The organism is Cellulosimicrobium cellulans, from assembly GCF_016907755.1.
GTDB lineage: Bacteria > Actinomycetota > Actinomycetes > Actinomycetales > Cellulomonadaceae > Cellulosimicrobium > Cellulosimicrobium cellulans_D.
The window spans coordinates 2,121,585-2,135,995 of the sequence record NZ_JAFBCN010000001.1 but is presented as its reverse complement, the minus strand read 5'-3'; the positions used below and the strand labels follow the sequence as shown (position 1 = coordinate 2,135,995).

The following is a 14,411-nucleotide window of genomic DNA, read 5'->3' as shown; positions in this document are numbered from 1 at the left end:
CGACGGCCGGCCGAGACCGGCCGTCGGGTCACGAGGGGCTGATCAGCCGATGTCCTCGAAGAGGGACAGCGTGACCGTCGAGGAGTAGGCGCCGGCGGCGACGTCCTCGGCCGTACGGAGCGTGAGGCCGGCGTTCGCCGTCCACGAGCCCTCGGGGTTGACCTCGGTGGAGTCGAAGGTCGAGACGAGGAGGTCCTGGTCGACGAGGCCGACACCGTCCTCGAGGACCGGGTCGACACCCTCGCCGGCCTCGACGAGGCCGCTCGCGCTGCCACCGACGAGAGCCGGCGCCCAGCCGAGGTTCTCCGCACCGATCGTGCCGGCGTCACCGGTGAAGTCCGAGGCCGAGCCCAGGACGTACCAGTAGGAGCCCGCCGCGATCTGGTCGGCAGCACGCGTGTCGGTGACCGTGACCGACGGCAGCGTGCCGGTGAACTCGCGGGTCTCGGCGACGGTCGAGTCGACCTCGCTGAGCGTCGTGGAGCTGGAGGCCACGCTGAAGGCGAGGTTGCCCGGCTCCACGGTCGACTCGATCTCGACCGAGACGTCGACGTTCGAGTCGTCGCCCACCTGGTCTGCGGTGGCAGCGGACGCGAGGGCGACCGTGCCGATGAGCATCGCGCCGAGGGCACCCCCGGCGACGAGCTTCTTCGTTGCTCGTGCGTTCATGTTGTAGCTCTCCATCGTTGGAGTTGTTGTCGGACCGGATCACCATAGCGGCGAACCTGGGGTTTTGACAGAGTCGAACCAGAAGTGGCCATCCAAAGTTAAGAAAGTAAACAAAGGCGCGGGAGCATGCTCACGCGTCCTTGCGAACTGCCCTTTCCTGGATGCTCGTCGTCGAACAGCAACAGGTGCTCACCACGCTCTGGCACGTGACTCTGCACGCACGATGATGCCATCACTCCACGCCTGGGTCACCCAGCCGATCATCGCGGGTCGTGCCCGCGCGGCGAGACCGACCGTCGCGGTGCGCCCGTCGGCGGTCGACGCCTCGGTCACGACGACGTCGTGCAGACCGTCGAGCGCCCCCGGATTCCGGGTCAGGTAGTCCTGGACGTCCGACCGGATCGAGGAATCCGTGAGCGTCAGGACACCGCTCTCGACCGGTGCGGTGGCGGCACCCGTGTAGAACGACTCCGGCGCCATCGAGTCCGCCGCCGTGAGGGCGAGCGCGTCCGCGAGCTCGTACAGCCGCTTGCGCTCGAGATGCACCTGCGTCGCGCTCACCACCACGGTGACCAGCAGCAGCGCGAAGGCGACGAACGCCGTCGTGAGGAGCATGATGCGACCGTCCTCGGGCCCGTCGACGGGCTCGCTACGGCGCCACGGGTCGAGCCTCGCACGCATCACGGCCGCCTCGCGGCGTACTCGTCGACCGACGCGACGTGCTGCGCCTCGACCGGGACCGCGAGGGGCACGGCCGCCCGGACGAACGACGGGACGAGCGGCAGGGGCACCTCGAACTTCACCCGCGCGACCACCTCGCCCCCGGGCTCGAGGCAGGGTGTGGCGGAGCAGGAGATCGTCAGCACGTCGGTCCCGGGCCGAAAGCCCTGGTCGTCGAGCGCGAGCCTGACCGCGGCCGCGGCGAGCCGCCCGCCGTCGTCCGCGGTCTGCGCGGTCACGAACGCCCGCGCCGCCTCGCGCGAGGCACCCTCGACCGCGAACGTGGCCGCTTGCAGCCGCCCGACCGTCAGCACGAGGTACAGCACCGGCAGCAGCAGCACGAACGCGACGCCCAGGAACTCCACGACGGCGCTCCCCCGCTCCGCCCGCTGCCCACCCCCGGTGAGGCGAGCGAGCACCGTCCGCACCCTGCGGGTCACGGTGCCTCCTCGAGCGCGTGCCCGTCGACGGTCACCACGCCCGCAGGACCGAGCAGGCCCACCACGGGGAGCGGCGCCGAGACCGTCACCTCGACGACGGGGAGACCGTCGACGACCGCCTGCCGTGCCACGACGTCCTGGGCATAGCGGGACGAGAGCGCGGCCGTGATCAGGTCGCGCGTCCGGGCAGCCCCGTCCTGCGGGCCGCGGTCGGCGCGCCCGGCGACCCGAGCGCCCTCCGCGGCGCAGTCCACCAGCGTCGCCCGCACGTGGACCGCGAGCGCCACCTGGACGACACCGAGGAACAGCACGAGCACCAGGACGGACACGAGGGTGAAGTCGACCACCGCGGACCCGCGCTCACGATCTTCCGACGCCGGGCCGAGACCGTCTCCGTGCGCCACCTCAGGGCGCCCCCACGCTCGAGATCGCGTTGCTGAAGGCCTGGGTCAGCGCCGGCCCGGCGACGGCCCACAGTGCGATGACCAGACCCGCCGTCATCAGGGTGATGAGGACCCACCCCGGGACGTCGCCCCGTTCCGCGTCTCCTCGCACCAGGCGTCCCAGCGCCTCGCGCGCCGCTCGCCGTGCACCCTGCGTCCTAAGACCCCACCCCTGCATGGTTCCCCCTCGTTCGTCCGTCGTCTGTCGTGTCGTCTGTGAGCCGTGCGGGTCCCGGGCACGCCCGGGGGGAGCCGCCGTTCAGAACCCGAGCCGCAGCGTGGCCAGGGACGGATAGACGGCGAAGACCACCGTCACCGGGAGGATGAGGAAGACGACCGGGATCATCATCGCCACCTCCTTCTTGCCGCCCGCCTCCATGAGCGCGCGGCGCCCGGACTCGCGCACGTCCTGCGCCTGGGCGCGCAGGACGTCGGCGAGCGGCGTCCCGCGCTCAACGGCGACGGCAACCCCCTCCGCGAAGCGGGTCAGGCTCGGCAGACCCGTCCGGTCGGCGAGCTGCTCGAGCGCCCGGGCGAGCGGCGTGCCCGACCGCACGGACGCGAGGGTCGTGCGCAGCTCGTCCGAGAGCTCTCCGCGGGCCGTCGACGCGACCCGTTCGAGCGCCGCCACCGGGCCCTCGCCGGCGTTGACCGCGAGGGCGAGCAGTTCCGCGACGGTCGGGAACTCCGCGAGCATGCGTTCCTCGCGGCGTCGCACGGCGCGCGTCAGGGCGTGGTCGCAGGCGAGGATGCCTCCCACCCCGCACAGCAGCGCGAGCAGCACGAGCAGCACGACGGACGAGCCTCGCGTCGCGGCGAGGACCACAGCGACGAACGTGCCCAGCGCGAGCCCGACGACGCCCCACACGAGCTGGCGGGCACGGAACTGCTCCACGCTCTGGCGTCGGCCCGCGCGATCGAGCCGGCGGCGGACGTCGGCGGACGTGGAGCCGAGCCGCTCGAGCGCCCGGCCGGCGTCGGCGAGCACCGGGGCGACCAGGCGCTCGACCGTCGGGAACGGCGTCCGGGTCGGCTGGTCGCGGAGGAGCACCGACGTGCGGTCGTGCGTCCGCAGGTAGGGCGCAAGGCGCTCGTCGAGCCGGATCGCGCGGCCGCGGACGCCCGCGACGACGAGCAGCAGCCCCACCGCACCGAGCCCGCCGATCGCGGCTCCCGTCAACGACACGTCGAGCGCGTTCATCGGAGCACCCTCTCCTCCTCGGGCAGTCGCCCGATCCGCAGCATGAGCTGGTACGCCGCGGCGGAGCAGGCCGCGCCGACGCCGAGGACGAGCGCCCCCGCGAGCGAGTTGTACGCCGCCGCGGTCTCGGGCCGGGTCGCCAGGAAGCCGAGCACCACCCAGGGGCCCGCGACGGCGAGCCGCGCGCCGTTGACCGTCCAGGACTGGCGCGCCTCGAGCTCGCCGCGCGTCCTCGCGTCCTCGCGCAGGAACGTCGAGAGGGTGCGCAGGAGCCGCCCCAGGTCCGTGCCGCCGACGTCGCGCGTCAGTCGGAGCGCCTCCACGATGCGGTCGGCCACCGGGTCCGCGAGCCGTTCCTTGAGACGGTCCAGACAGTCTCCGAAGCGCCCTGACGCGCGGTAGTCCACCGCGAACCGGGTGAACGGCTCCCGCAGCTCCGCCGGGCCACGCTCGCCCAGCTGACCGACGGCCTCGGGGAGCGACAGGCCCGCGCGGACGCCGGAGGCGAGGTGGTCCAGCACCTCCGGCCACACGTCGCGCAACCGGGCCCTGCGGCGTCGGGCGCGGGAGCGCACGAGGAGCACCGGCAGCGACGCGGCGATCGCACCGAAGCAGGTGGCGATCGTGACCGACCCGGCGAGGACCGTCGCGACGAGGAGGACCACGAGCCCCACGCCCACGCTCGTCGCCACCAGCGCGCCCGGCGTCACGGACGGTGCACCCGCTTGCACGAGGAGGTCCTGGGTGCGTGCCGTCCAGCCGTCCGCACGGCGCTCCTGGCGCGGGCCCGGCGCCCAGAACGACCACCACACGCAGAACAGGCCCGCGCCGAGCAGGAACCCCACGACGACGCCCACGTCAGCTCGCCCCCGACCACGTCGTGCTCGCCGAAGCACCCGCCGGGGCGGCCGGGACGCGTGAGCGCTCGGGGTGCATCACGGCCGCCAGGTCGATCCCCGCACGCGCGAACCGGTCCGCGCCCGGTGGGAACCCGTCGGCCCGCACCAGCCGGTCCCCGGTCCGGACGAAGATCTCCGCCGCCTCCACCACGCCCTGCTCGACCCGCCCCGTGACCCCCAGGACCTCGCGCACGACGCGCCGCCCGTCGACGTCGACGCCGAGATGGACGACCAGGTCGATCGAGGACGCGACGGTGGGGACCACGAAGCGGTCCGAGACGTTCTCGCCGGCGAGCAGCGGCAGCGTGCACATCTTGGTGATCGCCTCGCGGGCCGAGTTGGCGTGCAGCGTGCACATCCCGGGGATGCCGGCGTTGAGGGCCACGAGGAGGTCGAAGCTCTCCGCCTCGCGGACCTCCCCGATGACGATCCGGTCGGGGCGCATGCGCAGCGCCTCCTTGACCAGGCGGCGCAGCGGGATCTCGCCGGTCCCCTCGAGGCTCGGCTGCCGACACTGCATGGAGACCACGTCCCGTACGGCGAACCGGAGCTCGAACACCTCCTCGCACGTGACGACGCGCTGCGTGGGCGGGACCGAGCCCGCGAGGGCGTTGAGCATCGTCGTCTTGCCCGCCTGCGTGGCGCCCGCGACGAGGATGTTCAGCCCGGCACGGACCGAGGCGTCGAGGAACGACGCCGCCTGCGGGGTGAGCGAGCCGAGCCGGACGAGGTCGTCGAGGTGCGACGCGCGGACGACGTGCTTGCGGATGTTGACCGCCCAGCTGTTTCGCGTGACGTCAGGGATGACCACGTGGAGCCGCTCGCCGCCGGGCAGCGAGGCGTCGACGAAAGGGCTCGACAGGTCCAGCCGGCGGCCGGACGAGCGCAGCATCTGCTCGACGAGGTCCCGCACCTGCTCCGCGGTGAGGATCGTCGTCGTGAGCTCGGACCGGCCGCCCCGCGCGACGAAGACCTGGGAGGGCGCGTTGATCCAGACCTCCTCGATCTCCGGGTCGTCGAGGTAGGGCTGGAGCGGTCCGAGGCCCGCCACGGAGTCGACCACCGCGCGACCGGCGGCCGTCGGGTCGGCGAGCGGCGCGACGGCCCCGAGCGCGCTCCGCGTCTCGTAGTCGGCGACCGCCTCGCGGACGAGCTCGTCGACCGCCGCGCGGTCGCGCACGGGGTCCACCCCGCGCCGCCGGACGAGCTCGCGCACCTCGCCCTCGAGCACGCCGACGGCGTGCGTGTCCGTAGACATGTCGAGCATTCCCCCTGCTCTGCTGGCCGGCTGCCCCGCCGGACCGGAAAGACCTGACCGAGAGAGTAGGGCATCGACGGGCCCCGCGGGAGTGCCCTGTGGACAGCGGACCCGGGAGCCTCGGGATGACGGCGCGCGCCCGCCGGGAACCCGGCCGCGGCGTCCCACATCGTGGGCGCGGACACGGCTAGGGTCGGGCCATGACCGACCTCCCGCCCGGCCGCTGGCAGGCCGCCGCCCGTGCCACCGGCCTCCTCGGCGCGGACGGCGCGGTCGCGGCGACGATCTTCGCCGAGATGACGGCGCTCGCGCACCGTACGGGCGCGATCAACCTGGGGCAGGGATTCCCGGACGTCGACGGCCCGGCGACGGTCAAGCACTCCGCGATCCGGGCGATCGAGGAGGGCCACAACCAGTACCCGCCGGGTCCGGGCATCCTCGAGCTGCGCAACGCCGTCGCGAGCCACCAGTACCGGCACTACGGGCTGGACCCCGACCCGGAGACCGAGGTCCTCGTGACGACGGGCGCGACGGAGGCCCTCGCCGCGACGATCCTCGCGCTGGCCGGCCCGGGCGACGACGTCGTGACGCTCGAGCCGTTCTACGACGCGCATGCGGCGTGCATCGCGCTCGCGGGCGCGAACCACGTCACCGTCCCGCTCGTGGCGGGCCCGGACCGCTTCCGGCTCGACCTCGACGCCCTGCGCGCCGCGGTCACGGACCGCACGCGGCTGATCCTCGTGAACTCGCCCCACAACCCCACGGGCACGGTCCTCGACCTCGACGAGCTCGACGCGATCGCCGCCGTCGCGCGCCGTCACGACGCGGTCGTCGTCACGGACGAGGTCTACGAGCACCTCACGTTCGACGACGCCCGGCACGTGCCGATCGCGACACTGCCCGGGATGCGGCAGCGCACGATCACGATCTCCTCGGCCGGCAAGACGTTCTCGTTCACCGGCTGGAAGATCGGCTGGCTGCACGGGCCGGAGCAGCTCGTCACCGCGGTGCGCACGGTCAAGCAGTTCCTCACCTACACGTCGGGCGCGCCGTTCCAGCCCGCGATCGCCGACGCCCTGTCCGACGACGAGACGCCGCGCGCGCTCGCCGACTCCCTCGCCGCGCGTCGGGACCTGCTGTGTGCGGGGCTCGTCCGCGCCGGGTTCGACGTCGTCGTGCCGCAGGGCACGTACTTCGTCGTCGCCGACGGCGCCCCGCTCGGCTTCGAGGACGGCACCGCCCTGTGCCGCGACCTGCCCGCCCTCGCGGGCGTCGTCGCGGTCCCCGTGAGCGCGTTCTGCACGCCGGGGTCGACGACGGCCCGCGCGCTGGCCCCTCGCGTGCGGTTCACCTTCGTCAAGCGCGAGGACGTGCTCCGCGAGGCGGTGGCGCGTCTTGCTCGCCTCGGCACGACACCGCACCCGCGAACAGCCCGCGGAGCGGTGCCGGGGAGCCCTGCCGGTCGTTGAGGCACCGGGTCATGGGAGCGCGAACCGGGCCTGCCTGCCCCGAGAGCGCCTCGCCGCCCCTGTCGGCGCCCGGCCGGGGTCGCGCGGGCCTTCTGCGCGGCGCGTCCGGCATCCCGGCTACACCTTCCGACCACGGGGAACCCGACATGAAGCAGCCCGAGCCGACTCAGCCCGTTCGAGCGCCACCCTCGGGGGGCCCGATCGCCCGACCGAGGTCGAGGCCCTCGAGAAAGGCGTCCCGTACCGGGACGACGAGCTCGTCGGGCGCCGCCCGTGGACCGGTGGGCCGATGACCCTCGACGACGCCGGCGGCGAGCGTCTCCAGCGCCACCTCGCCGTTCGCCCCTCCCGGGATCCCCCCTCCGGAAGTCCCGGTGTCGCGGTCCGCCGTCTGGCCGACCTCGAACCCGCTGAGCGTCGCGAGCAACAGGGCATGGGCAGCGGTGGTCACTGGGAGATCGCGGGTCCGGTGGAGAGTCCGGCCCTGAGTGCGTGCGGTCTCGGCGAGCTGCGCCAGGATGCGGGGTCGCTCTGCGAACGCTTCGCGGATCGTGCAGGGACGCAGGCCTCCGTCGGAGCCACGAGTCAGGTAGAAGGGGACTCCGGCCGTGCGTGACATGACCGGTACGCGGTCGAACCGGGCCGGACCCGCATCGCCGAACGACGCCGGAGCCGGGCCGAAGAGGGCGGACCGCCGTGAGCCCTGGAAGGTGTTGCCGACCAGGCTCGGGAGAGAGGCGTGCTCGACCAGGTTGGGCACGGCGATCAGCGGGGTGACGCCGAGCTCGCGCACGACCCGCGCCAGGACGACGTCGTCTTGCGGCACGTCGAGCGAGGCGACGGCGGCGGCGTCCGCGACGACGGCCGGAAGCACGATCCCCACCTGGGACACCCAGGCATCGGGATTCTCCACGAAGCGTTGTCCGGTCCAGGCTGCGAAGCGGACGAGGTTCGAGGACGCGGACGCCCATTCCGACATGAGGCAGACGGGCTGTTCACGACAGGTCGTCGCGATCTCCCGGACTCGCTCGGCAAGGCCTGTGCACGGCTCGGCGTCGTCCTGGAGCACCACCAGGTGTGAGGCGTCGACGGGCCGGGAAGCCCATACCCGCTGGGCGGTGCGGGCGGCGGAACCCTGGCCGGGCGGTGCGTCGTCGACCACGACGTACGCGTTCAGCGTGTCGAACCGGCGTGCGAGCGCGTGTGCGCGGTCCAGCCGAGTCGGGTGGGCCATGACGGCCAGCGCCAGGTCGACGCCGTCGTCCGACTCACGCGAGCGCGTCGACATGCTCGTTCTCCGTTCGCTCGCCGCTCACGGTGCTCGCCCGAACCAGAGCGGCGAAGTGGCCGTCGCGGCGGACCAGGTCCGCCCGAGTGCCCTGTTCGGCCACCCGTCCCTCGTCCATGACGAGCACGACGTCGTCGTTCCTGATGCCGGCGAGCCGGTGGGTGATCAGGACCAGGGTCCGCGACCCGTGCAACGCGTCCAGCGCGGCGCTCACCTGCTTGGTCGTCCGCCAGTCGAGCGCGGAGGTGACCTCGTCCAGGACGATGACCGGCGCCTCGGCGAGAAACGCCCGTGCCAGCGCGAGGCGCTGACGTTCGCCACCGGACAGCTGCTTCCCACCCTCACCCACCGTCGCGTCGAGGCCCTCCGACGAGCGGTCGACCAGGTGGGTCAGCGAGAGCATCGCGAGCACATCGCACATCTCTTCCTCCGTGACGGACGAGCGGGAGACGGCGAGGTTGACGCGGATCGACGCGTTGAGGAGAACGGGCTCCTGCGGCACGAGTGTCGCGACGTCCACCGCGCGCAGGCCGGCGCGGAACTCGACTCGGCCGGAGGTCGGTTCGAGCAGTCCAGCGAGCACCTGCCCGAGCGTCGACTTGCCGCTGCCGGTCGCCCCGACGACGAAGACGCGCTCGCCAGGGGCGATGTCCACGTCGACGTCCACGAGCGCCGCCGCGCTCGCGCCGTCGTGGACGAACGACACGCTGCGCGCGACGACCCCGACAGGTCCTCCGGCGTGGTGGTCATGGGCTTCCGGAAGGCTGACCAGGGGCTCGAGGTCGAGGATCTGCCACACGCGGTCGAAGCTCGCCAGCGCCACCCTGCCTTCCGTTCCCAGCCCGAGGATCTCCCCGACCGGGTAGGACAGCGACGTCGCGAGGATGACGAAGCTGATCGCGGTACCTACGGTAAAGCCGGAACCGCCGACGCCGCCGTACCAGTAGATCAGCGGGATCAGGAGGGAGAACGCGAACTGCATCAACGCCCGCATCCGGATCAGACGGTTGCGCTGCCGTGTCTCCTCCTCCGCCACGACCGCTGACACCAGCTCGAACCTGCGGCGCTGTTCCCCCCACACCTTGAGCGTGCGACCGAGGACCACTCCGCCGAAGGACAGGCTCTCGAACGCCTCGTGCATCATCGCCGACGTCGCGGCCTGCACCGTGTCCGCATGCCTGCGCTGACGCTCGGCGGAACGGTGGTTCACCCACGCCAGCACCAGCACCCCCAGGACCATGCCGGTCGCCAGACGCCAGTCGAGGAGGAACATCGCGACGCCGTAGCCGAGCACGAGCGAGCCCGCGCCCACGGCGCGCTGAGCCGTGAACGCGATGGTGTCGCTCACGTTGCCCAGGTCGCTGGTCACGCGGGTCTGCACCTCCGCACCCGAGGCACCGGTGAAGAACGTGACGGGCAGCCGCTGCAGCCGTTCGAAGATCTCGCCGCGGATGCGACGCACCACCGCAAGGCCCGCCCGATTGGTCAGCCGGTGCTGCGCGATCCACAACCCCGCCGTGAGCGCCCCGATGACGACGAACGCGAGGCACCCCAGCATGAGCGCGCGCCGGTCCTCGCCGAGCAGACCCTCGTCCACCATCACCCGCACCACGAGCGGCGACAGGACCGCCGTCGTCGCGTCGGCGAGCACGATCAGGATCGAGACGATGAACGCGACCCGGTACGGGCGGTAGTACCCGGCGACCCTACGGATCGTCTCGCGCGCGCTGGTCTCGCGGGCGGCGCCGAACGCCGCTGTCACCGCACACCGCCGACGACCGCCGACGGACGCGCGTGCGCCAGGATCCGGGTGGCCACCGCACGCGCCTGACCCCACGCCGCACCGGCCAGTTCGGCCTCCGCCGTGCGCGGGCGGTCGAGGACCCTTTCCAGCACCCCCCAGAACCGCTCCGGCTCACGCGCGTCGACCACCCCGACCGGGCCGAGGGCGCTGACGGCCCGCAGCCGTGCGGACACCTGCGTCCGCTCGTTCCCGTCGAGACCCACCGGCAGGAGCGCCACGGACGGCACGTCGTTGTGCGCGAGGTCGCAGACCGTGAAGCCCGTGCCGTCGCAGACGACGAAGTCCGCGGCCGCGTAGTACGCCTCGGGGTCATGCACCCGGCCGACCCACACGACGCTCGGGTCCTCGACGACCGCACGGACCGGCGGGTCGCAGAGGATCACCAGGCGCCCGTCACGCGGGCGCCGGCCCCAGGCCCGCAGCACGGCGCGCAGCATCTCCAGACCACGCCGGCGGTCGGGGCGACCGCCCATGCTGACCACGCCCAGCAGTCCGGGCCGACCGCCCAGTCCGGGCAGGTCGCGGCCGGTGGAGCCGAACCGCCGCACGATCGGTCCGGAGACCGTGACCGGCACGTCGAGGTACGGAAGAACCGGGTGCACCTCGGGGAAGTCGGTCACGATCACCTCGGACGCGTCCCGCAGCGGCTCGTCCGCGTCCGGCGCCCCGAACTCCGCACCGAACCAGTCCGTGAGCACGACGACGGGTCGGCCCAGGACGCGCCGCGCGAACGGAGCGGCGTGGAAGAACTCGTCCGAGACGACGACGTCCGTGTCCCGCGCTTCGTGCAGGAGCCGCCACACCGCCCAGACCGCGTCCGTGCCGTGGTCCTCCGAGTCCGGGAACCCGAGGTCGACGAAGTCCCGGCCGCGCTGGGCGAAGAACGTCGCCCCGCTGCCCGAGCTGGCCAGCGTGAGCCGCAGTCCCGGCTCGAGCGCGTACAGCTCCTCGATGATCCGCTCGTCGCGCGCGGCATGACCGAAGCCGTGCCCGCGGGAGAGGAACGTCATGCTGAGGCCCTCCACGTGAACTCCCCTCTCCTCGGTCCACGACGCCTGACGGCGTCCTCTCTCACCCCTCGCCCCACGTGTCGGGCGGCGGTACCCATGGGGCGAGGGCGGCGGCGACCGGCTGCTCCTGACAGTCGGCTGTGGCCCTCGCCCTCCCGCTGGTGGTGCTCCTGACTCCTCGCACCGCCGCCCCGGCGAGGGACGACCGACGGGACGGTCCGGGCTAGCCGGCGCGTGACCCGGCTCGTGCTCGCTCCTTGCGGCGCGCCCTGTCGGCGATGCGCAACACCACGAACTCCTCGCGACGATCGAGCCCCAGACGGTTGCAGAAGAGGTGCAGGGCGGACTGCACCACTGTGGCGTCACGTACCGCGTCGACGGCGGAGGGCGCCGTCCAGTGCTCGCGCAGCGCCTCCCCGAGCGCCGCGGCCGCGTCCGACGCGCGCGCCTCGTGCTGGCGCGCCGTCGCACGCAGCACGTGGACGTCCGGGCCGAGCTCGGCGGCGTACCCTTCGTCGACCAGCTCCAGCACCCGGTCCGCCGTCTCCGGGTCGGGCGCCGCCACCGAGAGCCACGCCTCCACCAGCCCCGCCGCGAAGGCGTAGTCGGGCTCGTCGTCGCTGCTCCGCACGCGCAGTGCAGCGCCGGCGACGAGCGCCTGGGACTCGACGCAGAACGCGTCCTGCCAGATGCCAAACGACACGGCGCCGCCGTAGCGTTCGAGCTCGAGCTCGAACGTCCGGACCGCCACCTCGCCGACCGTGCCGTCGGCGCGGAGGCGCGCCACCACGTCGAAGAGGTCACCGAGCGCGGCGAGATCCGCGTTGACTCGCAGCCGGAGCTGCCCGTGCCCCTGCTCGTCGTATCGCACGAAGTACCACGGCCGTGCGCCGGCAGCGGCCGCCAGCGTCCTCACCAGCCCGTCGAACCGGTCTCGCCGCGCCTTCAAGGTCAGATAGGTCCAGCCCTTCCCGATGTCGAGGCGTCGCGCCTCGTCGTCCGCCTCGCGCACGACGGAGCGCGGCGACCAGCGACGCGCTCGCGCCCGGTGCTCGTCCGGCGTGGGGAGCGTGACGACGAGCTCGGCCGCGTGGTCGCCGTCGGGCCCCGGGATCGTTCCCAGTCGCTCGGGGGGCGGGGCCTCATGGACCCACGCCGGGCGTTCACCCAGCTCGCCGGCGAGCAGGTCCACGTGCACCGGGTCCTCGGTATCGAGGTGCAACCGGTTGTCACCGTCACCGACGGTGACGTAGCGCGGCAACCCTGCCTCGCGGAGCCAGCCGCTCACCGCGTCCCGCGAGCCCCTGCCGCCCGTCCAGCGCCACGCCTGCTCCGAGAGGACCACGCCCCGGTAGACCACCTCCGGGACGTAGTCCACGAGCCCTCCGACCGGACCCCAGGACCAGCGCGGCGCGACCCCGCCGCTCTGCCCGACTTCGAGGAGCAACCGCACGATCTCTGCATACTGGTCGGTGTTGAGCATCGTCAGCTGTCGAAGCTCCACGGGTGTTCCGTCACCCAGGAAGAGCCCGAGCGATCCTTCGTCCACGGTCCCGAGGAACAGCTCGTCCAGGCGGATCCTCCGGTCGTCCTCACGGGAGCCGGCGGAACCCGTCAGCGCGAGCGTCGCGGCGTGGAGCGCGACCGTCATGCCGACGACGTTGAGGGCGCCGTCGTCGGTGCCACAGTCGAGCTCGGCCACGACGGCCTCCGCGTGGACCGCCCTGTCGTATCCGGCCCACGTGCGCGCACGTTCCGCGAGATCGGCGTTCCCCAGGGTGAACCTTCCGATGCCCCGACCCCCGGGCGAACGCGCGCCGACCGGCGTGACCGTCAGGACCGTTCGTCCGTCGCGCTGCGAGAGCCCGACGAAGAGGTCGTACGACGACGGCCAGCCACCGTTGTGCGGCAACGACCGGAGATCCTCGTCGAGCAGGGTGACGCTCCCGGTTCCCGTGCGTCGTGCCCGGTCGAGCAGCGACGCCCGCACCGACAGGAGCCGCCTGCGTTCGGGGTCAGCCTCGTCGCTGGGATCTGGTTCGTCCCACTTCTCCGGGAGGCCGAGTCCTCGCTCAGGATCGGCGGCACGGAGGACCGGCACCAGTGCCGACCCGTACCGCTCGCGGAACCTCTCTGCCCAACGTACGACCCCCGGGCGAGGAGCCGGGACGGGAGAGACTCGCGCGAGCACGGGGGCCACGGCCGCAGCGGCCTTCACGAGGTCCTCCGGCACGGCTCCCCGCACGTCGAGGTAGGTGTCGACGTGCACGAACGCGCCACGATGAGGCGAACCCGTCGACGTCCCTGCAGCACCGTGCGCCGCGCGGAGCGCCGCCTGGGCCTCGGCGAGCTCGGCGGCACCGTCGCCCCAGGGGGCGGTCGCGTACCCCTCCAGCGCTCGCACGACGTCGTCGGGGACACCGGGCTGGCGCAGTCCCTCGAACATCGAACGGCCGGCCGAGGGCACGAGCACCTCGAAGTCCACCAGGCGTGCCACGAGCCGGCCCGCGGCCGCTTCCGGCACGCCGCTCTCGACGACTCGCGCGACCAGCTCGGACCGGGTCAGACCGTCCCGGCACAGCTCCATCACCTGCGTGACCAGCGCGCTGGTCCGGACCGACGACGCCGTGGCCCGTCCCGACCGCCGCCCCCACCGCACAGGCACGACGAGGCGGTCTCCCCGGACCACCAGCCCCGGGTGCGGCACGAGCGGCACGTCCTCGCCCTGAGCCAGGTCATGCGCCACGGCCGGGTCGACCCGCACGTGGCGACGATGGCCGCTCCCGAGCCGCAGCGGTCCAGCACTGCGGTCCGTGTCGGCCACGCCGGCAAAGGTCCCGAAGGGGGTCGCCCGCGTCACGGCGCGCAACGCGAACCGGAGCAGCCCCGCCCGGAGCCGCTCGAGTCGACGCTCGCTCGGCTCACTGCGACCGGAGAGGACGTCCTCGATGCGCGTCGCGAGGTCCGGGCTCGACACGGCGACGGACTCCCGCAGGGGACTCGAGCTCCACAGGAGCCGGAGGTGCTCGAGGGGGGACAGGTTCTCCGACCCGACCGGGTAGCGGGTGACCGGAAGCGTCGCGCACCGCACCGCGACGGTGGGAGACGGTGCTTGAAGGTTCTCGTACGACCTGTCCGTCCGCATGTCGCACAAGGCCAACAACCCTCATCTCGCTCATGGCGGCGATCTTCACCGGATCCGTAAACCCT

The 14,411-nt window shown here is 73.0% G+C and carries 13 protein-coding genes; 1 reads left to right on the top strand and 12 read right to left on the bottom strand.

Annotated elements, in window-relative coordinates:
• Window positions 1-42: 42 nt before the first annotated feature.
• The 8 genes from JOE63_RS09125 to JOE63_RS09095 all read right to left on the bottom strand — a co-directional run bounded on the left by JOE63_RS09125 (window position 43) and on the right by JOE63_RS09095 (window position 5,630).
• Window positions 43-669 (bottom strand): hypothetical protein, encoded by a 627-nt coding sequence (locus JOE63_RS09125; protein ID WP_087472872.1) that lies wholly within the window; start codon window positions 667-669, stop codon window positions 43-45.
• Between the two features lie 189 nt (window positions 670-858).
• The gene (locus JOE63_RS09120; protein ID WP_087471605.1) at window positions 859-1,350 is read right to left on the bottom strand and encodes a pilus assembly protein TadG-related protein; all 492 of its coding nucleotides are present in this window, start codon (window positions 1,348-1,350) and stop codon (window positions 859-861) included.
• On the bottom strand, window positions 1,350-1,829 hold the full coding sequence (locus tag JOE63_RS09115) for a TadE/TadG family type IV pilus assembly protein (protein WP_204540813.1): 480 nt from the start codon (window positions 1,827-1,829) through the stop codon (window positions 1,350-1,352). The genes JOE63_RS09120 and JOE63_RS09115 overlap by 1 nt, the downstream gene beginning before the upstream one ends.
• A complete protein-coding gene (locus tag JOE63_RS09110; protein WP_244286101.1) occupies window positions 1,826-2,176 on the bottom strand; it encodes a TadE/TadG family type IV pilus assembly protein in 351 nt (116 codons plus the stop codon). Before JOE63_RS09110 ends, JOE63_RS09115 begins: the two co-directional genes overlap by 4 nt.
• Window positions 2,177-2,234: 58 nt before the next feature.
• Entirely contained in the window at window positions 2,235-2,450 is a 216-nt protein-coding gene (locus tag JOE63_RS20990) for a hypothetical protein (protein WP_239576671.1), read from the bottom strand.
• An 81-nt stretch (window positions 2,451-2,531) separates the two neighbouring features.
• A complete protein-coding gene (locus JOE63_RS09105) occupies window positions 2,532-3,473 on the bottom strand; it encodes a type II secretion system F family protein (protein WP_087471602.1) in 942 nt (313 codons plus the stop codon).
• Window positions 3,470-4,330 (bottom strand): type II secretion system F family protein, encoded by an 861-nt coding sequence (locus JOE63_RS09100; protein WP_087471601.1) that lies wholly within the window; start codon window positions 4,328-4,330, stop codon window positions 3,470-3,472. The genes JOE63_RS09105 and JOE63_RS09100 overlap by 4 nt, the downstream gene beginning before the upstream one ends.
• Window position 4,331: 1 nt before the next feature.
• Entirely contained in the window at window positions 4,332-5,630 is a 1,299-nt protein-coding gene (locus tag JOE63_RS09095; protein WP_087472871.1) for a CpaF family protein, read from the bottom strand.
• 200 nt (window positions 5,631-5,830) lie between these two features.
• Between JOE63_RS09095 and JOE63_RS09090 the strand changes: the two genes are divergently transcribed.
• The gene (locus tag JOE63_RS09090; protein ID WP_087471600.1) at window positions 5,831-7,099 is read left to right on the top strand and encodes a pyridoxal phosphate-dependent aminotransferase; all 1,269 of its coding nucleotides are present in this window, start codon (window positions 5,831-5,833) and stop codon (window positions 7,097-7,099) included.
• Between the two features lie 166 nt (window positions 7,100-7,265).
• Here JOE63_RS09090 and JOE63_RS09085 read toward each other — a convergent pair whose 3' ends face one another.
• From JOE63_RS09085 to JOE63_RS09070, 4 genes are all read right to left on the bottom strand, one after another.
• Window positions 7,266-8,387, bottom strand: coding sequence for a hypothetical protein (locus tag JOE63_RS09085; protein ID WP_087471599.1), 1,122 nt, complete (start codon window positions 8,385-8,387; stop codon window positions 7,266-7,268).
• Complete coding sequence (locus JOE63_RS09080) at window positions 8,368-10,149, bottom strand: ABC transporter ATP-binding protein (RefSeq protein ID WP_307840013.1); 1,782 nt, start codon at window positions 10,147-10,149, stop codon at window positions 8,368-8,370. Before JOE63_RS09080 ends, JOE63_RS09085 begins: the two co-directional genes overlap by 20 nt.
• Complete coding sequence (locus JOE63_RS09075) at window positions 10,146-11,201, bottom strand: glycosyl transferase (RefSeq protein WP_157759609.1); 1,056 nt, start codon at window positions 11,199-11,201, stop codon at window positions 10,146-10,148. The genes JOE63_RS09080 and JOE63_RS09075 overlap by 4 nt, the downstream gene beginning before the upstream one ends.
• A gap of 223 nt (window positions 11,202-11,424) precedes the next feature.
• The gene (locus tag JOE63_RS09070) at window positions 11,425-14,346 is read right to left on the bottom strand and encodes a thiopeptide-type bacteriocin biosynthesis protein (protein WP_204540808.1); all 2,922 of its coding nucleotides are present in this window, start codon (window positions 14,344-14,346) and stop codon (window positions 11,425-11,427) included.
• Between the last annotated feature and the right edge of the window lie 65 nt (window positions 14,347-14,411).

Bases quoted from the DNA above. Each gene is read 5' to 3' on its own strand.
- JOE63_RS09105 (WP_087471602.1), bottom strand. From the start codon at position 3,473: ATGAACGCGCTCGACGTGTCGTTGACGGGAGCCGCGATCGGCGGGCTC.
- JOE63_RS09090 (WP_087471600.1), top strand. From the start codon at position 5,831: ATGACCGACCTCCCGCCCGGCCGCTGGCAGGCCGCCGCCCGTGCCACC.
- JOE63_RS09125 (WP_087472872.1), bottom strand. From the start codon at position 669: ATGAACGCACGAGCAACGAAGAAGCTCGTCGCCGGGGGTGCCCTCGGC.
- JOE63_RS09075 (WP_157759609.1), bottom strand. From the start codon at position 11,201: ATGACGTTCCTCTCCCGCGGGCACGGCTTCGGTCATGCCGCGCGCGAC.
- JOE63_RS20990 (WP_239576671.1), bottom strand. From the start codon at position 2,450: ATGCAGGGGTGGGGTCTTAGGACGCAGGGTGCACGGCGAGCGGCGCGC.
- JOE63_RS09120 (WP_087471605.1), bottom strand. From the start codon at position 1,350: ATGCGTGCGAGGCTCGACCCGTGGCGCCGTAGCGAGCCCGTCGACGGG.
- JOE63_RS09070 (WP_204540808.1), bottom strand. From the start codon at position 14,346: ATGCGGACGGACAGGTCGTACGAGAACCTTCAAGCACCGTCTCCCACC.
- JOE63_RS09095 (WP_087472871.1), bottom strand. From the start codon at position 5,630: ATGTCTACGGACACGCACGCCGTCGGCGTGCTCGAGGGCGAGGTGCGC.
- JOE63_RS09085 (WP_087471599.1), bottom strand. From the start codon at position 8,387: ATGTCGACGCGCTCGCGTGAGTCGGACGACGGCGTCGACCTGGCGCTG.